The organism is Streptococcus sp. Z554, from assembly GCF_053010305.1.
Map to the genome: position 1 here is coordinate 37755 of NZ_JBRKNV010000002.1, position 19534 is coordinate 57288.

Below are 19534 nucleotides of genomic sequence, written 5' to 3' on the forward strand. Positions count from 1 at the left end.
TTCTCCTATTCTACAATCATCTTACCGTGCATCATATTCATGCCACAAGAGAAACCATACTCACCTGCTTCTTCAGGAGTGATTTCAACCACATATTGGTCTCCCATAGGCAGATCTGCATGCACTCCAAAGTCTGGAAAAACGATTTGGTCCAAGCAAGGTGAAGGATCTTTTCGATCGAAAATAATGCGAGCAGGTTGCGATTTTTTGAGGATAATGGTTTCTGGAGTATATCCTCCCATGACCTCCACTCGAATCTCCTGATAGCCATTTTTTTGCTGGGCTCTCTTAGCATCTTCTTGCGGTTTTTTGAAAAACCAAAAGAGGATAAAAGCAATCATTCCTAAAACGATAATAGATACAAATAGATTTAACATAGCGTCTCCTTTACATACAATTACATCTTACTTCTGTTACAGCACTTGCTTTTTTCTTAGAAATGACTTCTTCCAAACCTTCTAAGTCGGCTAGGGTAAAATCACATTCTTCAATCAAATCGGCTAGCAACTGCTTCATTCTGCGGGAACAAAGCTTATCTTTGATATCTTGGACAAGTAACTTCTTGCTATCTTCCTGTGTCAACAGGGCTGAATAGATAAAGGACCTGCCCTGCTTCTCCCGAGTCAAACATTCTTTGTCCACCAAACGAGCCAAGAGTGTCTGGATCGTGGATTTGGACCAACTGAACCTTTTCTCTAATACTTTTATGAGATCAGTACTTGTCTGCTCTCCCTGCATCCAGATAATCTTCATGACCTGCCATTCTGCATCCGAAATCTGCATGGTTATCTCCTCCAAAATCTACATTTGTCAATTACAATTATCAGTATACTCTTAAAATCTACATTTGTCAATTAAATTTCCTAAAAATTTTAAAATTTCCCTTTCCAATAGATTTTGTCTATCATTGTGATAAAAAATACATATTATTCAAATAAGTTTTTAATGCCACAATATTTTTTTCATTTCTAGATGAATAAATTTTAATATTTTTTGATACTATTTAACTTCCTACTACTAAGATAGTATAATCATTATTTGTATTCAATTATCATTAAAATAATACTCTTTTTAGAACAAATAAAATAAACTCAGATAGTCAATACCTATCTGAGTTTTAATTTTACAGTTATATGTAAATCCAGTCATAGAGATTATATGCATAGCCTTATTAGTTGTATGTTTTGTAATATTTCAATTTTATCCAATATATTTCTTCGAGAATTGGTAATTTCGAACCATACCAATAACACTCCCTATGCTAAGACCAAATAAAATAAAAATAAACAGTGCAAACCCATCACCGATTGCTTTACTATTAAATAGATGATTAAATAGTAAAAATAGAGGTAGAACGATAGGGAGTAATACACTACTTACAGCTGCACGTCTCATCTCCTTTGTCTCTCCTGTAATAAACCAAGTAAAAGGTAAAAATCTCATCCAATTTAGATATTCTTTTTGTTGCATTTTTTCTTCAAACAAATGAGTAAATAGGGCATAAAATGGTAATGCGATGTAATAAGTTACTTTAACCAAGAAGTACATTGCACCAATAAATACTGCAACTCCCCACCACATTCCTTCCATTGTTTCTTCGTAATCTTGTTGATATTTTGGTTTTCTAGACATAATAGTTCTCCTTTAGTTTTTCATCCATTATTTCATTAAGTTTGTAAATGTATTGATCGTTGTCAATTTATTATTGTAACTAACTTGTCTTTGTAACTCTTGAAACTGATGATTTAATTGCTCATTTCTTTTCAGTTCTTCATATAAATTTTGAGCTTGACCAAGATTTTGGGCTCTACCTTGATCTATCAAATTAATCATGTATATAAAAGCATTAAAATGAACATCTAAGCCAGCTTGTTGTCTTGCATTAACAAATGGAAGACTATTAAATTTTTCTATAAAGTAATTTCGAGCATCAATAATTTCATCCTTATGATTTATCAACTGTTCAGCTTTTGGCTTATCCTTCTTTACTCGTTGAAAAGCAAAATATATTGGGGACCAAAGAGCCAGCCATAATCCTATCCAAACAGAATATTCAAAAGGTCTGCTAAAAACACCTAAGCCAGATGAGCTAAATTCACCAAGTCTAGGCATATATAATATCAAAAATAAAGAGCCTAATAGCCTAATAACCCATCCAAATCCACTTAGCTTTAGATGAATCAAATCAACGTATTTACTATGTACACTATAGAGATAATCTGTCGTTTCTTTAATACGCTTTGACCAAATTGCAGCATCGATGAGCAATTCTCTACTTCGCTCAGGCTCTTCAAGAGTTGAAACATGTTCTTGAATTACCGTCAGGTATGGTTGTGGATTAGCAATTGGGTAGTATTTATAAGTTTTACCGTCTTTAGTAATGATTTCCATTGAATGGTATTCCCCATTATCAAATACCTCTGACCAACGTTTATTTGGTAGCCTACCCCTCGCATATGCATCCCAAATTGTCCAATCATTAAAACTAGCTGATTTAAAATCTTCAGGAACAAGACCTAAAAAATAATCTAACTCCTTCTCCTCTTGAGAAAAAATACCTTTCATATAAAATTCTCCTTCCACACATATTTTAACATATTGTGGTTATATACACAATATGAAGAAGAGTTATTTTTACTTATAATTAAGTTGAAGGAGTTGATAACGATTATAAGTTTTAACCCACTTTGGGCTACAATGAAGAAAAAAGAAATTTCTCAATATAGATTATTAAAATCAGGGATTGATAACAAAACCCTAGATAGTTTGAAGAAAAATAAAAACATAACTTTACTGACATTAGAAAAGCTATGTTGTATTTTAGATTGTCTTCCAAATGATATCGTAGAATTTATCGAAGAAACTCCTGACTATAATCAAAATCAATAATACCATCTTGGTTAGTTAAAATATTTAATGTAATTAAATAACTATATAGAGTTATTTAACCAATAATTGTAATCAACTCTTGGTTAAATTATTCTAGAAAAAAACACATAAAATATAGATTTGAATTATCTTATTTTATGTGTTTTTTTGTTTTAGATATAATATTTCAGTTCAAATTAGAGTTTAAACCTTTGTATTTTCAATCTATTGGGCTTTTTGCCAATTTTCTTGGTCTTCTTTAAAGCGTTTTAGGAGAGCAAGTCCTTCTGGAGTGATGTAGCCTTCTTCTTGGGCTAGGTGGATAAGCTCGCTGTAGTTTGAAAGGGTCACCAGTTTAACACCAGCATCTGTAAAATTTTTATCTGCTTTTGGTAATTGATAGCTGAAAATAGCTACAACACCCAGAACATCTGCTCCTTCACGCTTGGCAGCAGCCACAGCTTCGAGAACCGAACCCCCTGTTGAAATCAAATCTTCAACAACGACCATTTTCTGCCCTTGGGCTACACGGCCTTCGATTTGGTTTCCTGCTCCGTGGTCTTTTGGTTTGCTACGGATGTAGGCAAATGGCAAATTCATCTTGTCAGCGATGATGGCACCATGAGGAATACCTGCAGTCGCTGTACCTGCAATCACTTCTACCTCTGGGAATTCTGCCTTGATGGCTTCTACAAAACCATTCTCAATCAAGGTACGTGTCTCTGGGTATGCAAGCGTCACACGGTTGTCCGTATAAATCGGTGACTTAATGCCTGATGCCCAAGTGAAGGGCTCTTCTGGTTTGAGATAAACGGCTTGAATTTTCAATAGATGGCTAGCAATGTCTTTAGCAAGTGTCATGGGATTCTCCTTTGTATTTTTAAATAGTTCCTTATTTCCAGCTTCGTGTCCACTCATCCTTGATAGCCTGATAAGCTGCTACTGGATCAGTGGCTTGAGTGATTGGGCGTCCGACAACGATATAGTCACTACCAATTTGATAGGCATCTGCTGGTGTCATGACCCGTTTTTGGTCTCCAACAGCGGCTCCAGCTGGTCGAATGCCTGGTGTCAGACAGATAAAGTCTTGGCTGGTAGCTTCTTTGATGAGTTTCACTTCCTGAGCTGAGCAAACCACACCATCTAAGCCGGCTTCAGCAGTTTTCTTAGCATAATGAATGACAGATGCTTGAAGACTGGTTTGAATATTTTGAAAGTCTCTCATTTGCTCCTCAGAGGTTGATGTTAACTGAGTAACAGCAATCAATTTCGCTTCTTTTCCAAGACCTTCACGCGCAGCTTTCATCATCTCTACGCCACCCGCCGCATGAACATTGGTCATATCAACGCCTAGATTAGACAAGACCTTCATGGCTGATTTGACCGTATTGGGAATGTCATGGAGCTTGAGATCTAGAAAGACACTATGTCCCAAACCTTTCAAATAACGGACAACTTCAGGACCTTCGGCATAGTAGAGCTCCATTCCAACTTTAACATAGAGCTTTTCCTCTGCTGGAAATAGGGCTAAGAACTCCTTGACTGCCTCAAAATTTGGAAAATCAAGAGCAATAACCGGACGAGATTCACGCATACTTTTCTCCTTTTACCTTTGTGAGCTAGAGAGCATGAAAAAAGGAACCTGCCTACAGCAAGGTTCCACGAAAAATGGGTAGAATACACCCTTTCACCGTCTAACCTTAGCTGCCTCTCTGGACTGCTTTAAAGGTTTTTTACTATTCTATTATTTAAAGCGGGTCTTGTCAAGTAAAAACAAGTAACTGAGTTCATCAACAAGAGGAGCAATCATCAAACTAAGTCATTTGAAGTTTAGGGACTCTGTGTCGTTTGAGTGGTTTGTGTCGTTTGACCCTGACTTCCTTGCTCAGTTTGTTTTTTCTTCTCTTCTTCTTCCTGTTTTTTCTTTTCCTCTTCCTTGGCTTTGATTCTTTCGTCATCCAGAGCCTTATCCACTAGACTATAGCTATAGATACCGACCTCCATGTCAATACCACTAGGCACTGTTAACTGTGGTTTTATCTTACTATAGTAGGGTAATTTCTTCCCTAGTTCTGATAAGGGCACCAAAATTTCATCTGTATCATACATGGTAATCTTTAAAAGGTCACTGGTTACCTTACTTGGTGCCAATTCAATCTTCTCAATCTCTTGCTTAATTTCTGGGCTAATATCATTTAACTGAGAAATCAAACTTTTAATCTGTTCCTCATCGTTCAATAAAACAGATATATATTTCTCAGGTAAATTATCAGCATTAACAGCTGTTGGTTCAACGCTTCCACTAGATAAGATTGGATAATGGTTATCTCCAGAAACAGAGTAGGCTACAATCTCAAATTCTTTCACTTCAATAGTGAAGTGAACTGGAAATTGATAAGTGATCTTAGCAGATTCAATCCAGTGATTTGATTTGACCATTTCAGCATACTTATCTTTATTCAAGAACAAGCTAATTGTATAATCACTGTCACGAATACCTGAAGCTTCTTTGACCTGCTCAGCACTTGTCTGAACTGTCCCTGTAACTTCAATCTGTTTCATCGTAGCCAGAGGGCTTAGAAGATAAATAGACAAGAATAAGATTATAAAACTAGGGACGAGGATCGTAACTGCTCGCCAGATATGTATAGAAGGAATGGCCGGTTTTGGAGGTTTACTCTTGGTTTTTACCTTTTTCTGTTTCTTAACCTTTTCGTCAGCTTTTTCTTTCTCTACTTGATCCTGACTCTTAGAGTCTTCTTGAGGAGTTTCCTCCGAATCTTTCTCTTCATTTGAAGTCTCATCGCTAGTATCCGAATCCTTCTCTTCCGTTTCATCAGATTCTTCATTCACTTCTTCAGAACTCGTAGATTTTTCTTCTGCTTTTTTACTCAAATACTCGTGGTTTTGTTTTTGCCATTCTGACAATTTTTGATCACTCTCAGAAGACTCTGATACTTGTTCTTCTTTTTCACGAGCTTCTTCTTCAGCGCGTTTCGCTTCTTCTTCAGCTTTCCTTTGAAGATATTCTTGATTTCGTTTTTGCCACTCTGACAATTCCTTGCCTTGAGTGTGCTTATTCTTATTATCCTTTGACATCAATTTTCCTTATGATAAATCTTTTTTGAGTAGCTCATAAAAATCTGCCACAGATTTTAATTCCTGAGAATTTTTCATCGTGTTTTGATAAATCTCTTTGTTGGTCAAGAGTTGATTTACTTTTTCTTCTAAAGTTGACAAAGTCAGATCACTCTCTTGCAACTCCTCCGCATAGCCTTTCTTCATAAAATAGGCTGCATTTTCTATCTGGTCTCCACGACTGGCTTCGCGACCCAGTGGCACAATAACATGTAATTTAGCCATAGCAAGGAGTTCGAAGATGGTATTAGCTCCACCACGAGTAATGACTACATCAGCCATATTCATAAGTGGTTGATAGAGTTCCGTCGCATAATCAACACGATAAAGATTGGTACTTAGTTCATTTAAACTAGCATCACCTGTCAGATTGATGATATTATAGCGACTAGTTAACTCTTCCTTGTGATCTGTAACTAGTTGGTTAAAGACACGTGCTCCAGCAGAACCCCCGACAAAAAGAAGAGTTGGTAACTTATCATTAAAACAAGTCCGGATATCTACCATTTCCTCAGGTTCTTCCGTAACTAGACCAGAAACCTTGGTCACAGCTCCTACATGTTCTACCTTAGTAAGGCTAGAGGCTTGTTCAAAAGTAGAGTACATCTTAGTCGCAAACTTATAGGCGATTTTATTGGCCAAGCCCATGGAGAGGTCAGACTCATGGATAAAGACTGGTACTCTGCATACTCGTGCTGCGATAACAGGGGGAACAGATACAAATCCACCCTTAGAAAAGAGGGCTTGCGGACGAATTCGTAACATAATAAAGAGCGATTGAAGAATTCCAAAAGCAACCTTAAAAACATCCCACATATTTTGCCATGAGAAATAGCGACGCAGTTTCCCTGTTGCAATCGAATGGAAGGTCACATCCAGCCCTGATTTAAGGAGTTCATGATGCTCAATCCCATTTTTATCACCAATATAGTGGACTTCCCAGCCATCTTCGATGAACTTGGGCATTAACAAAAGGTTGAGGGTAACGTGTCCAACCGTTCCCCCACCTGTAAATACTATCTTTTTCATATTATCCCTTTAACTCCGCTACAGTGTCGATGAAAAGATCTCCACGTACTTCAAAGTTGGCATACATATCCCAGCTTGCATTAGCAGGACTGAGGAGAACTACATCACCCTCTTCTGCAAGTTCATAAGCCTTGCGAGTTGCATCAGCAATATCTGTCGCATCGACATAAGCGACACCAGCCTTATCCGCTGCACGCTTCACACGCTCTGCAGACTGACCAAGGATGACCATTTTCTTAAGTCCAGTAATGTCTGGTACCAATTCGTCAAACTCATTGCCACGGTCCAAACCACCAGCGATCAAGATAACCTTGCTATTGTCAAATCCTGACAAGGCTTTTTGAGTTGCTAAGATATTGGTTGACTTACTATCGTTATAGAATTTAACGCCATTGATTTGGTCTACAAACTGGAGACGGTGTTTAACTCCACCAAAGGCCGACAAGGTTTCCTTGATGGTTTCATTATCAACGCCACGCAGTTTAGCAACGGCAATGGTTGCAAGAGCATTTTCCACATTGTGGCTACCTGGAACACCGATTTCATCCGCTGCCATGACTTTTTCACCACGGAAGTAGAGAAGACCATCTTCAAGATAAGCTCCGTCAACCTTTTCAAGTGTTGAGAATGGTACTACAGTCGCATTTGTCTTTGTCGCAAGCTCTTTAGCTAATTCCTGGTTGAAGTTCAATACTAGGTAATCAGCTGTTGTCATATTGTTTTGGATATTCCACTTGGCTGCCACATAGGCTTCAAAAGAACCGTGATAGTCAATATGCGTTGGCATCAGGTTTGTGATAACAGCAATTTCAGGATGGAATTCCTGGATTCCCATTAATTGGAAAGAAGATAACTCCATGACAAGGGTATCCTTAGCTGTCGCAGTTTGAGCAACCTGACTAGCAGGATAACCGATGTTGCCTGATAAGAGTCCATTTTGCCCCGCAGCAGTCAGAACTTCTCCAATCATAGTTGTAGTCGTAGTCTTACCATTAGAACCTGTAATACCGATAATTGGTGCATCAGAAATCAAGTAGGCCAACTCAACCTCTGTCAATACTGGAATGCCTTTTTCTAGAGCTTTTTCAATCATAGGGTTGCTATAAGGAATTCCTGGATTTTTTACCATGAGGGCAAAATCTTCATCTAACAATTCCAAAGGATGTCCACCAGTGACAACCTTGATTCCTTCTTCCAGAAGGCTCTGAGCTGCCGGATTTTCCTCAAAAGGCTTGCCATCATTAACTGTTACGATAGCACCTAGCTTGTCCAAGAGACGAGCTGCAGATTCACCAGATTTGGCCAAACCGAGGACTAATACTTTCTTATTTTCAAATTGATCAATTCGTTTCATATCTAGGACTCCATTTCTACTCTTACTATTTTACCATTTTTATGAAAATAAAAAAGCCACAAAGGGCTTTCTTATTTGTTTTTTGTTCTCTATCAACTATTCCACAGATTTGAGAGCCTCTAGCATATCAACCTTTCGGAGATAATGATTGACAAAAAATCCGAGTATAGTCAGGATAGTACTAACTGCTAGAACTGGGATGAGATAAACTTCCCAACCGACCTTTGGTTGAAAACGGAAGGTGCCTGGTGCAATCATCTGTATTAGAAATTGGTGGAGATAAAATCCAGATACCAGACCCAAGATAATCCCAACTACTGACAATAAGATGGTTTCCCGATAGATATAAAGTGTCACTTCTTTGTTATGAAAACCAAGAACCTTGATGGTTGAGAGTTCCCGAATCCGTTCAGCAACATTGATATTGGTCAAATTATAGAGAATCACAATGGCTAATAGCACCGATACTAGCACCAAAATCGCCATGGTATGATTCAGAGAATTGGCAAAACTTTCAAAGAGTTGAATGGTTGAGGCATTTTGAACGAGGCCACTGACAGCAGCTAGATCCATAAATTCTCCCGCAACTCTTTCGGTATTCCCTTCACTTTTATCCTTGAGTTGGATCAGATAGGTATTCATCTTGGGAGCTTGACCATAAATTTCCTCATAGGTCGCCTGATTCATATAAACAAGGTGACCTACATAATGCTCTGTAATGGCGCCAACTTTAAAGGATTTCCCATCGATTTGAAAATTATCGCCTACTGAAACACCAGCCAGCTGGGCTAACTTTTCTGTCAGGACGACTCCATCTGATAAGCTCAGTTTTTCCCCATTTTTTTCTAAGATAACAAATGGAGCCAAATCATCCTTATCTGTAACCATAATGGTCACAGTTTGAACTCCAGCCTTGCCGGCATACTTTTCTTCAAGCTGCTTAGAAGAAATCATTCGATAGCTTTCAACTTCATCACTCTGCAATTTTTCTTCTAGTTTTGCCTTATCAGAATCAGAAGCTCTAGTATTGATAGAGAGAATCATCTGGTATTGTTGCAGATCATTAAACTGCCTGTCAGCCACTCCTACAACAGAGGATTGGATACCAAGACCTGCAAAGAGGAGAGCTACTGAACCTGCAACTCCAAAAATGGTCATTAGCATGCGTTGTTTGTAACGGAAAATGTTGCGGGCAGTTACCTTTTGGGTAAAGCTCAAACGTGACCAGATAAAGGTCATGCGCTCCAAGAGAATTTTAGACCCCTTGACTGGTGGCTTGGGTAGTAATAATTGCGCTGCTTCTTCATGCAACTCTCTGCGAGATACAAGGTAGGCAGGTAAGACACTAGCTACTAAGCTTAGCCCTAGAGCCAAGCAACTATAGGTCCAGTAGAAATACTGCTGACTCTCACCAACAATCATTCGCTCAGTAATGATATGCGAAATAGTAGGTGCTAGGATGTAATGACCAATCAGAATTCCTAGAAGGGTCCCAAGAGTTCCAGCAACCAGACCATAAATCACAAACTTAGCAATGATGTCTTTGCTATGGTAGCCTAAAGCTTTAAAGATACCAGCATTGGTTCTTTCCTCGTCTACAAAACGAGTCATGGTGGTAAAAGTCACCATGGCTGCAACAGCATAGAGAACAATTGGAAAGATATTCCCAACGGCACGAATACTCATAGCCGAGTTACTATACATGAGATAACCTTGGCCAGTTGGAGAACTCTTTCGATTATAAACATGATAGCTTGGCTCTGTCAGAGAATTGACTTCATCCTGACTGGTCTGCCATTTAGCTTTTTCACTCGACAGATCTTTTTCAGCCTGGCTTAGCTTTTCCTTTTCCTGCTTGAGTTGCTCTTTAGCTTGGTCTAATTGGCTAGATGCTTGGCTCTTTTGTGGTTCTGGTAGTTGGCTCACTTGATTTTCTTGAGCTTGTAGACGCCTTTCGATTTCTTGCAGGCGACTCTTGCCAGCTGTCAAATTACTTTCAGCCTCGTCCAGTTGCTTCTTTCCTTCATCAAGTGATTTTTGAGCGTCTTTCTTCATTTTCTCAAGTCGAGCTTGACCATTATCAGCAAATTGTTCCTTAAGAGCCACTTCTTCTGCCTCTAGCTTCTTATCATAATCACTGGAAAAAGGATTGACATCTGTTAGACTAGCAAAACGCAGGCGGGCAATGGTGTATACAGGACTATTAAAGTTGTTGCTAGTTACGACAGCGTAAGCTGCTAGATTCCCATTTCCACTAGCTGAACTCCCCATATCTGATGTTGAAAAAATATCTGGTGAGTGAACAAAACCTGTAATGGTATAACTATCTCGCTTTAATTGAGAATTACTGCCATTCTTTTGACTCAAATGAATAACTTGACCAATCTGATAGCGATCTTTCCAAAAGTCCGCCAAGGCTAGTTCATCTTCTTTTTCAGGTAAGCGACCTTGGGTTACTTGGAATTTCGAAATTCTTTCTGTCTTAGAAAAAATCCGTATGGCATCTTGGCTACCTTCTAGAGTCAAATCCGTCATATAACCAAACTCAACGGCTGCTCGAGTAAGATTTTCCAATTCATCCTGGTCAGCCTGATCTAGACCATAATCTGCTATGACAGTCATATCTGCCAGATTGGCTTTTTGAATATAACCCCATGCTGTTCGCTCCATATTGGGACTAGCAACCTTAAGACCGACCAAGGCCAAAGAACCCAACATCATCAGAGTTAGGATGGATAAAAACCGTCCCTTTGAACCTGTAAAAGACTGGAGCAGGTCTTTCCAATATGTCCTTCTTTTCATCTCAGTACTCCAAATCATCAATATCCTGTGGTTGAGGATTGATAACAACACTCTTGACCCCAGCATCGTGCATCTGAATCACCCGATCAGCTATAGGTGCTAGCGAAGCATTGTGGGTCACGATAATAACGGTGGCACCTTTTTGTCGTGACATATCTTGAAGAATCTTTAGAACTTGCTTACCAGTCTGGTAGTCCAAAGCTCCCGTTGGTTCATCACAAAGGAGAATTTTAGGATTTTTAGCCACCGCTCGGGCAATGGAAACCCGTTGTTGCTCACCACCTGACAACTGGGCTGGAAAGTTATTGAGTCGGTGTCCTAAGCCAACATCCTTTAAAACCTGCTCAGGATCCAAGGCATCTGAGAGTATTTCTGATGCCAGCTCGACATTTTCTTTAGCCGTTAGATTAGAAACCAAATTGTAAAACTGAAAGACAAAGCCAACGTCATCTCTGCGATAGTTGGTTCTCTGATGGGATGTATAGTCAGAAATGTTAGTCCCATCAACCCAGACTTGCCCTTCATCATTTGTATCCATTCCGCCTAGAATATTCAAAACTGTTGACTTTCCTGCTCCAGATGAACCAAGGATAATGACTAGTTCTCCCTTTTCTATCTCGAAGTTGACATCACGATTTGCTACAATTTCTGTATCACCAGTATGATACCTCTTATAGCTATGTTTCATTTCAATGTAAGCCATCCTATCTCCTCCTCTTCTATCCCTATTTTCATCTTTATTATAACTCTTTTAATAATAGAAAGAAAGTTTAGCCCTAAATATAAAACATAAAAAAGCGGACAAGGTCTAGTTCTGTTACTTACAACTAGTTTGTCCACTTTTTATAGTTGAGCTTGGCCTGTTTGTCCAATCTCTATGATCTAAATCATGTCAGATCGTTTTATTCTTCGTCTTTTTTCTTTCCCATTGCAAACAAACCTAGGAGCATTCCCATAACACCTGCTGTTGCAAGAGTTGCATTTTCCTTAGTACCTGTTTCAGGGAGAATATGTTGACGGCTTGCAGGTGCCTGATAAGTCTTGTCTTGTGACATAGCAAGGGCTACAATCGACTGCTCATCTTTGTACTCCGGTACTTCATTGACCGCTGCTTCGGATGCGTTCACGCCACCAGTATATTCTGGGACTTCGTTCACCGTTGCTTCGACTGCATTGGCACCACCTTTGTACTCTGGCACATCATTAACCGCTGCTTCGGATGCGTTCACGCCACCAGTATATTCTGGGACTTCGTTCACCGCTGCTTCGACTGCATTGGCACCACCTTTGTACTCTGGCACATCGTTAACCGCTGCTTCGACTGCATTCACACCACCAGTGTATTCCGGAACTTCATGAACAGCTGCTTCGACTGCGTTAACGCCACCCTTGAATTCTGGGACTTCTACTACTGGAGCTGCTTCGTCACCTGCTGTGCCAATAGCTTCAGTGTACTCTGGAACTTCATGAACAGCTGCTTCGACACCATTTACTCCACCTGTAAATTCTGGGACTTCTACTACTGGTGGTTGGATTTTATCAGCTGCTTCATTTTCTTCAATGTACTCTGGGACTTCATGAATAGCGGTTTCTGCTCCATTGACACCGCCTGTGAATTCTGGAACCTCGTGGATAGCTGGATCAACTCCATTCACACCACCTGTGTATTCTGGAACTTCGTGAACTGCCGCCTCTTCTCCATTCACACCACCTGTGTATTCTGGAACTTCATGAACTGCCGCCTCTGCTCCATTGACACCGCCTGTGAATTCTGGAACCTCGTGGATAGCTGGATCAGTTTTACCTGATACTTCTTTCTTAGTTCCTACTAAGACAATCTCATCTTGTGCTGCTTCAACAACTTCACGAAGTTTTTCAGTACGGCTTCCATCTACTGCCACTTCAGTAAGGATGCGTTCTTTACCTTCACGACCTGCCTGAGAAACGCGAGTTTCACCTTCTGGAAGAGTCGGATCATCTTGCTTAACTGTCTTGAAGCCGATTGCTTCTTCAACCACTTCTAGGCTAGGGAGTTCCTCTTGAACAGCTGGTTCTGTCTTAGCACTTTCAACATCTGCTTTCGTCAATTGAATGCGGTATTCCTTAACGTGTTTACCACTTTCTGAAACAAGATGGATTAAGACTGGAAGTTTGTCGTCACCACTATCAACAACAGTTGCTGCAACTTGTTCGCCAGCTTCTACTGTGACTTTAGGACGATTTCCACTGTAGGTCACTTGGTAATCCACACGATCTTCAGAGAAGTTAGCAATTTCATTACCATCCACAAGAAGTTTTGCAGCTGTACTATCCTTAGGTTCCTCACTTGGAGCAATGAAGGCCATTTCTGTAATAGCTACACCCTTGGTATCAGCTTTTCTATCCATGCGCCATCTCATAGCCTTAGCTTTAACTGGGGCAAAGGTTACATGGATGTCAGTTCCTGCTTGAATCTCTTGATCCGCACGGTATTCAACTTTCTCCCAGTTAGAAGGAGTGTTGAATGGATGTTCTGGATCGTATGGTTGGTAGTTAGAGTAATATTCAGGCGAATTAAATTCTGGACCAACATAGCGCTCTAATACGAGTTTAGAAGGTGCATCTGTACCACCATCTGAGAAGAATCGAATGCTTCCTTCAGCGACTGTACGTTCAACAATCTTGCCAGCTTCTCTAAAGATAACCCCTACTGAAACTTCTGGATTATCAGATGGAGTTGGAGACCAGTTGGTCCAACGACGAGTTTCATCATCTGAACCATCGTTAACATAGTCCACACGGTCATGAGAATTTGGATCAATATCATTGGTTGCAGAAGCAAATGATCGGTTGCTATCGTCATCAAATTCTGGGTTGTCTGATAGGTTTTCACCAAGTTTATCAGTCACACGGACCGCCACTTCAGCAGTTAAATCAGTTCCCAAAATGCGACCATGAACTGTAAATTCACCAGCATTCGCTAAGTTTTCAGCTGGAACTTCATCCCATTCAACGGCTAAATCTTTGACTTCATAACCATCTTTACCTGCGAAATAAACGCCCACTTTCGTTGGTAACTCAAGAGTATGGCCCTTAGCAACCAAGCGTGATGATTTAACAGCAACTAGCGGTTTGCTTGCTAGCAAGTCTTTATCATTTGTAAAGTGTAGACGGTATTCTCCTAGAATATCTCCATTTTCAGCCTTAACTACAACACGAACTGGATCACCTTCACGTACGCTTGGAATTACTGTAGCAATACCATTATCTGATACGCTTGCTGTCACAGTTGGTGCTTTGTCTTCCTTAGCTTCTAGATAATAGTCAGTCAAGCCAGGGTTAAAGTTTGGCAAATCTTTTCCATCTACTTGGATTTGAGCTTGAGCTTTCTTAGCTGCAGCTACTTGTTTAGAGAAGATTTGAATTTCTGTAATGGAAGTACCCCATTTACCATCTGGTCTAACCATACGGATACGAACCGCATAGGTATTGACTTTATCAAAGCTAAAGTGAGTCATTTCTCCAGCTCTCACTTGGTCTGGAGCTTTAAGATTTGTCACTTGTTTCCAGTTATTGTCATCGTTAAAGACGTGGTCTTCACTAGCTACAAAGCTTGGATTTTTAGGAACTGTTGGAACATCTTTTCCTACATAGTATTCGATGACATAAGACTTAGGTGCACCAACACCGTGGTCTTCGTGGAAGGCTACGTTAAGGTTATCAACCGAACGTTTAGACAGGATACCAGAATCACCAAAGAGAATACCTACGGATGCCTCGCTTGTACGGTTCCAGTTTGTCCAGCGGTTTGCTGGCTGATCATTATATGAGATTAGTTTATCATTGACATTGGCTACTGAGTCACTTGGATTTGAGTCTGATGCAAAGGCAAGTGGCAACTCTGAACCTGTCCACTGGTCAGAAATGTTAGCACCCGTTTCTGTCTGAGCAGAAACACGAACATGAAGTTTGGTTGGTAACTGAGTACCTTCCACATGTCCTGTCACTGTAAAGCTACCTTCTTGTGCATATTGGCTTGGGTCAATAGCATCCCAAGTCACTTTAGCTGAAGATACTTGGCCGTTTGAGTGGTAAGTACGAACACTTTCTGGCAATTGAGGAGCTTCTGAAACAGGAGTTGTTACGCTGACTTCCTCGACTGCAATGATACCTTCTACAGAAACTTTTGCATGAGCTTCGTTTTCGATTCCTTCTACTTTACCTATAACATCAAAGCTGTGGTATTTGGCAAGGTCTTCCTTAGCAACTGCTTGCCAAGTCACCTTGTGAACTTTTGGAAATCCTTTGTCGTACTCTACCGTTACTGTCTCAGGTAGACTTGGTTCTTGGTTCAAACCTGTCACGACACTAACTGGACGAATGGCTTGGACAACTTTGCTTTCAGTGTTTGCTTGAATGTTCAAGTCAATCTGACCTTCTGCTCCTTCAAATTGAGCTTTCAAAGTTACTTGACCAGGTTTATGCAATTCAAGCATACCTTTACGAACAGCTACATCTCCTTGACCTGATGTTGAGAAGCTTACCTTGTCAGCCTTCAATTCTGCCTGTGTACCATCTTGATAGTGAGCCAATACCTTGATACCAACTGTTTGGTCTTCTTTCAATGCAGCTGCATTTTCTACTTCTAGGCTCAAACGTTCAATCTGCGGAGCTTCTTGTAAGAATTGGATAGCGTAAGTTTGCAATGCTCCACCATCATTTGGTTGAACATAAATACTTGCACGCATACCATTTGCTTCGTTAGCTTGAATAACAGTCACTTGCGCATTTTCAGCCAAAGCTTTGACTTCAGGTAAAGCAGTTCCATAAGCAAGTTTATGGTATAGAACTGGTTGATCCGTTGAGAGCCCTTCTACAGGCTGGTCAGCTACAGTTACAGTCGGTACTACTGGTGCAGCTGCTTGACCTTCTGCGACTACAAAGGTTGCATCGATTTGGTCATCACCTGAAATTCCTTTAACTTGGATACGAGAGCCTGGGATAGCTAATTTAGCTTGATCTTCTGCTGCAACTTCCCACTTATCAACGTCATAGCTTCCTACAGTACCATCTGACAATACGTAAGAAACAGATTTGTCGACTGAATTTAGGTCTGTATTTGGAGCAATTCTCTTAACTACCGGTAATTCTGTTTCGAGGGCCAAGACTTCAACACGCGCTTCTACATCACGACCATCTGCCACACCTTTAACAGTAAAGATACCAGGTTCGTTGACATTAACTGCTGACCATTCTACTGGAAGTTTTTCACGGCTACCATCACTGTAGATAAATGCTACTTTTGAAGGCATTTTCGCTTCTTGACCAATAACGGTACGTACTTTAGGTACTTCTGTACCTAAAACAGTTTTTTCAGCTTGGTCTTTTTTACCTGTGAAGATCGTTGTTTGACCAGATTTCAAGAAATCAGAGTGGGCAGTCAAAGTGAATTTACCTGCTTGCTCCGTTGATTTGACAATCACAACACCCTTACCATTAAAGGCTTTGCGAATCCATGAACCATCTGCTTGTTCTTTGTAACGTTCGCGGCTGGCTTGTTCCCCGTTGTCCACACCGACAATCTGACCTTGTCCATGTAACTGGAAGCGAACCAGGTTATTGGCGGTTGGAACTACGTTACCTTTACTATCAACGATTTCGTAGTAGATATAAGTGAGGTCTTTTCCGTCAGCTGCGATGGCATTTTCTTCTTTGACCAAACGAACTCCTGCAGGTTCTCCAGCAGTCACAATCTTATCACGAGCAATGATATTACCAGCTTCGTCACGAGCTACTGCTTCCAAAGTTCCAGGTTGATAAGCAACCTTCCATTCAAGGTAAAGTTCATTAGGTTTAGCACCCTCTTGGTAAGTACGTCCATCACTTGTTTGTTTCTTGTTAAAGGTTTTCTTACCTAGGGACTCACCGTTCAAGAACAATTCAACACTTGCAGCGTTTGAAAATGCACGAACAGGAATCTTACCATCAGCATCAGCTACATTTTCTTTTAGGGTAGAATCTTCCCAATTCCAGTGAGGAAGAAGATGAACCATTGGTTTCTTATGAGCAGAAACCCATTGGCTTTGGTACAAGTAGTAGTCATTCTTTGGAATTCCAGCTGTATCTACGATACCAAAGTAAGAACTCTTAACTGGTGTGTGGTTTTGGTTATGCCATGGAGTCGGTTCACCGATATAGTCAGTACCTGTCCAGATGAACTGACCTGCATAACCAGCATTGTCACGGTCAAAAGTCCAAGATGCAGTAGCTGTTTTACCCCAGCCAACACGGTCATTACCGTAGTCTGATTGCTCATAATGACGGTAAGCCTGATTGCTGTGGACCAATTCACGTTCTGGTCGGAAATAACTTCCACGTGTACGAGTAGCTGAGGAAGTTTCAGAACCGTAAATCAACCAATTTGGATGTTTCGCACGAAGTTTCTTGTAGTTATCTTCTGAGTAGTTAAATCCAACGGCATCCAGTTCATTCGCGATTTTTTCATGATCACCACTACCATCACCAAAACGGAACTTATCTGCTCCCATAGTGACATAGCGTGTCTTATCAACAGCCTTGATCACTTGAACCAAGCGTTTAACGGTTGCTAGAGAACGAGGTTTCCCATCTGCTTCACCGATTTCGTTACCGATAGACCACATGACGATAGCAGGGTTGTTCTTACCTCTTTCGACCATGGTACGCAAGTCAAAATCAGACCATTTTTCACCTTTTTTAGCTTCTGGGTGAGTAGCATCTTTATCAAAGAAGCGACCGTAGTCATACTGTTTCTTACCACCATACCAAGTATCGAAGGCTTCTTCTTGGACCAACAAACCTAGCTCAGCAGCAATCTGTAAAGTCTGCTCACTAGCTGGGTTGTGGGTTGTACGAATAGAGTTTACACCCATATCCTTCATCTGTTTAAGACGGCGGTATTCTGCTTTATAGTTTTCTTCAGCTCCTAGAGCTCCATGGTCATGGTGAAGAGAAACCCCATGGAATTTAATGCGTTCACCATTCAAAGAGAAGCCTTCATTTGGTGTCCAGTTGTAATAACGGTACCCAAACAAATCTTTCTTAGCATCCACCAACTGGCCATCACGATAGACACGAGTCACCAATTCATAAAGGGCAGGTTTATCATTGAGGACTGTCCAAAGTTTTGGTTTGTCAACTTGCAAAATCGCATTTAAACTTGTTGATTGATGAGCTTTCAAGACTTGACTAGCTGTACGAACGAGATCGGTTACAGCTTGACCATTGCGTTCAATGATTTGATACTCAGCAAGAATTTCATGATCTTTATCATCAGTATTGACAATCTTACTTGTTACATGAGTATCTACCTTGCCCTTCTGTTGTTTTTCAAGATCTGGTGTTAAGATCGTTGTTCCATTTTTCTCAGTATGGACCTTATCTGTGACTTGAAGGGTAACATCACGGTAAATCCCGCTTCCTGAGTACCAACGGCTACTTGGTTGTTTGTTGATGGCATGCACTGCTACGACATTCTCGCGACCGTCTTTATGGAGATAGTCAGTGATATCATATGAGAATTGGTTGTAACCATTTGGATAGTGACCAACTAGCTGGCCATTTACATAAACTTGAGAATCCATGTAAACCCCATCAAAGGTGATACGAACATTCTTATTGAGGTCTTCTTCATCGAGTTTAAAGGTCTTACGATACCAAGCATCACCACCATTGAGTTGCCCACCTTCGTTTTGGGCAGGTGAGTCATGGTCAAAGTCATTGTAGATACTCCAGTCATGAGGAAGGTCTAATTTCTTCCAACTAGAAACATCAGCATCTGGCTTGACTGCATCTTTAGCATTGGCATTGAGCTTGAAATGCCAGTTTTGGTTGAATTCTACTTTTCTATCCTCAATCAACTGTTTAACCTCATCATTAGTTGCAGGTTTTAGCTCAGGTTTTTCAGTTTGAGCAGATTGGTCTTGAGTAAGAGCTGGAGCCTGCTTTTCTGAAGCTGAAATCTCTTTTTTATCGGAAGTAGATTCAGTAGATGGAATTTCCTCTTTTTTCTCTACTTCATGTTCAGTTCCTACTACTTCACTAGTAACAGGTTCCGTTGGTACAGTTTGTTCTGAAACTTTTGCTTCCGTAACTTGATCTTTAGGTGCTTCTTTCTCCACATTTTCTGTGGTAACTGCGACTGGTGTCTCATCGGCAGATACAGAATTTACAGTAGCTAGATTTGCTCCTAATAAAACAGAGCAAGTCCCAATAAGGACCGAGCATGTTCCTACCGTAAATTTACGGATGCTATAGACACTTTTGCGATTCCAATAGTCTTTTCCCATAGGGTTCTCCTTGTTAAGTAACCGCTTCCATTTTTGC

Annotated in this window: 13 protein-coding genes and 1 pseudogene; 1 reads left to right on the top strand and 13 read right to left on the bottom strand. The window is 40.4% G+C overall.

What is annotated here, in order from left to right:
• Window positions 1-5 precede the first annotated feature (5 nt).
• From ACVC7R_RS02615 to ACVC7R_RS02630, 4 genes are all read right to left on the bottom strand, one after another.
• The gene (locus tag ACVC7R_RS02615; protein WP_447263410.1) at window positions 6-377 is read right to left on the bottom strand and encodes a cupredoxin domain-containing protein; all 372 of its coding nucleotides are present in this window, start codon (window positions 375-377) and stop codon (window positions 6-8) included.
• Between the two features lie 10 nt (window positions 378-387).
• Complete coding sequence (locus ACVC7R_RS02620; protein ID WP_447263411.1) at window positions 388-783, bottom strand: CopY/TcrY family copper transport repressor; 396 nt, start codon at window positions 781-783, stop codon at window positions 388-390.
• 417 nt (window positions 784-1200) lie between these two features.
• A complete protein-coding gene (locus ACVC7R_RS02625) occupies window positions 1201-1632 on the bottom strand; it encodes a hypothetical protein (RefSeq protein WP_447263412.1) in 432 nt (143 codons plus the stop codon).
• 27 nt (window positions 1633-1659) lie between these two features.
• Window positions 1660-2565, bottom strand: coding sequence for a hypothetical protein (locus ACVC7R_RS02630; protein ID WP_447263413.1), 906 nt, complete (start codon window positions 2563-2565; stop codon window positions 1660-1662).
• 132 nt (window positions 2566-2697) lie between these two features.
• Between ACVC7R_RS02630 and ACVC7R_RS02635 the strand changes: the two genes are divergently transcribed.
• Window positions 2698-2889, top strand: a complete 192-nt coding sequence (locus ACVC7R_RS02635) for a helix-turn-helix domain-containing protein (RefSeq protein ID WP_006155562.1) — start codon at window positions 2698-2700, stop codon at window positions 2887-2889.
• A 204-nt stretch (window positions 2890-3093) separates the two neighbouring features.
• Here ACVC7R_RS02635 and pyrE read toward each other — a convergent pair whose 3' ends face one another.
• From pyrE to bgaA, 9 genes and pseudogenes are all read right to left on the bottom strand, one after another.
• The gene (gene pyrE, locus ACVC7R_RS02640; RefSeq protein ID WP_447263414.1) at window positions 3094-3729 is read right to left on the bottom strand and encodes an orotate phosphoribosyltransferase; all 636 of its coding nucleotides are present in this window, start codon (window positions 3727-3729) and stop codon (window positions 3094-3096) included.
• Window positions 3730-3760: 31 nt separating this feature from the next.
• Window positions 3761-4462 (bottom strand): orotidine-5'-phosphate decarboxylase, encoded by a 702-nt coding sequence (gene pyrF / locus ACVC7R_RS02645; protein ID WP_447263415.1) that lies wholly within the window; start codon window positions 4460-4462, stop codon window positions 3761-3763.
• Between the two features lie 236 nt (window positions 4463-4698).
• On the bottom strand, window positions 4699-5967 hold the full coding sequence (locus ACVC7R_RS02650; RefSeq protein WP_447263416.1) for an FtsQ-type POTRA domain-containing protein: 1269 nt from the start codon (window positions 5965-5967) through the stop codon (window positions 4699-4701).
• Window positions 5968-5976: 9 nt separating this feature from the next.
• Window positions 5977-7035: a UDP-N-acetylglucosamine--N-acetylmuramyl-(pentapeptide) pyrophosphoryl-undecaprenol N-acetylglucosamine transferase gene (locus ACVC7R_RS02655; RefSeq protein ID WP_447263417.1), complete on the bottom strand. Its 1059-nt coding sequence runs from the start codon at window positions 7033-7035 to the stop codon at window positions 5977-5979.
• A 1-nt stretch (window position 7036) separates the two neighbouring features.
• Window positions 7037-8389, bottom strand: a complete 1353-nt coding sequence (gene murD, locus ACVC7R_RS02660; RefSeq protein WP_447263418.1) for a UDP-N-acetylmuramoyl-L-alanine--D-glutamate ligase — start codon at window positions 8387-8389, stop codon at window positions 7037-7039.
• A gap of 96 nt (window positions 8390-8485) precedes the next feature.
• Window positions 8486-11191: an FtsX-like permease family protein gene (locus tag ACVC7R_RS02665; protein ID WP_447263419.1), complete on the bottom strand. Its 2706-nt coding sequence runs from the start codon at window positions 11189-11191 to the stop codon at window positions 8486-8488.
• Window position 11192: 1 nt separating this feature from the next.
• Complete coding sequence (locus ACVC7R_RS02670) at window positions 11193-11894, bottom strand: ABC transporter ATP-binding protein (RefSeq protein ID WP_447263420.1); 702 nt, start codon at window positions 11892-11894, stop codon at window positions 11193-11195.
• A 199-nt stretch (window positions 11895-12093) separates the two neighbouring features.
• Window positions 12094-12897, bottom strand: coding sequence for an SIALI-17 repeat-containing surface protein (locus tag ACVC7R_RS02675; RefSeq protein WP_447263598.1), 804 nt, complete (start codon window positions 12895-12897; stop codon window positions 12094-12096).
• 30 nt (window positions 12898-12927) lie between these two features.
• A pseudogene (bgaA, locus tag ACVC7R_RS02680) lies at window positions 12928-19497 on the bottom strand (LPXTG-anchored adhesin/beta-galactosidase BgaA); the annotation flags it as partial.
• Between the last annotated feature and the right edge of the window lie 37 nt (window positions 19498-19534).

What these genes read in the sequence shown, in the direction of transcription:
- ACVC7R_RS02615 (WP_447263410.1), bottom strand. Translation starts at nt 377, where the DNA reads ATGTTAAATCTATTTGTATCTATTATCGTTTTAGGAATGATTGCTTTT.
- ACVC7R_RS02620 (WP_447263411.1), bottom strand. Translation starts at nt 783, where the DNA reads ATGCAGATTTCGGATGCAGAATGGCAGGTCATGAAGATTATCTGGATG.
- ACVC7R_RS02625 (WP_447263412.1), bottom strand. Translation starts at nt 1,632, where the DNA reads ATGTCTAGAAAACCAAAATATCAACAAGATTACGAAGAAACAATGGAA.
- ACVC7R_RS02630 (WP_447263413.1), bottom strand. Translation starts at nt 2,565, where the DNA reads ATGAAAGGTATTTTTTCTCAAGAGGAGAAGGAGTTAGATTATTTTTTA.
- ACVC7R_RS02635 (WP_006155562.1), top strand. Translation starts at nt 2,698, where the DNA reads ATGAAGAAAAAAGAAATTTCTCAATATAGATTATTAAAATCAGGGATT.
- pyrE (WP_447263414.1), bottom strand. Translation starts at nt 3,729, where the DNA reads ATGACACTTGCTAAAGACATTGCTAGCCATCTATTGAAAATTCAAGCC.
- pyrF (WP_447263415.1), bottom strand. Translation starts at nt 4,462, where the DNA reads ATGCGTGAATCTCGTCCGGTTATTGCTCTTGATTTTCCAAATTTTGAG.
- ACVC7R_RS02650 (WP_447263416.1), bottom strand. Translation starts at nt 5,967, where the DNA reads ATGTCAAAGGATAATAAGAATAAGCACACTCAAGGCAAGGAATTGTCA.
- ACVC7R_RS02655 (WP_447263417.1), bottom strand. Translation starts at nt 7,035, where the DNA reads ATGAAAAAGATAGTATTTACAGGTGGGGGAACGGTTGGACACGTTACC.
- murD (WP_447263418.1), bottom strand. Translation starts at nt 8,389, where the DNA reads ATGAAACGAATTGATCAATTTGAAAATAAGAAAGTATTAGTCCTCGGT.
- ACVC7R_RS02665 (WP_447263419.1), bottom strand. Translation starts at nt 11,191, where the DNA reads ATGAAAAGAAGGACATATTGGAAAGACCTGCTCCAGTCTTTTACAGGT.
- ACVC7R_RS02670 (WP_447263420.1), bottom strand. Translation starts at nt 11,894, where the DNA reads ATGGCTTACATTGAAATGAAACATAGCTATAAGAGGTATCATACTGGT.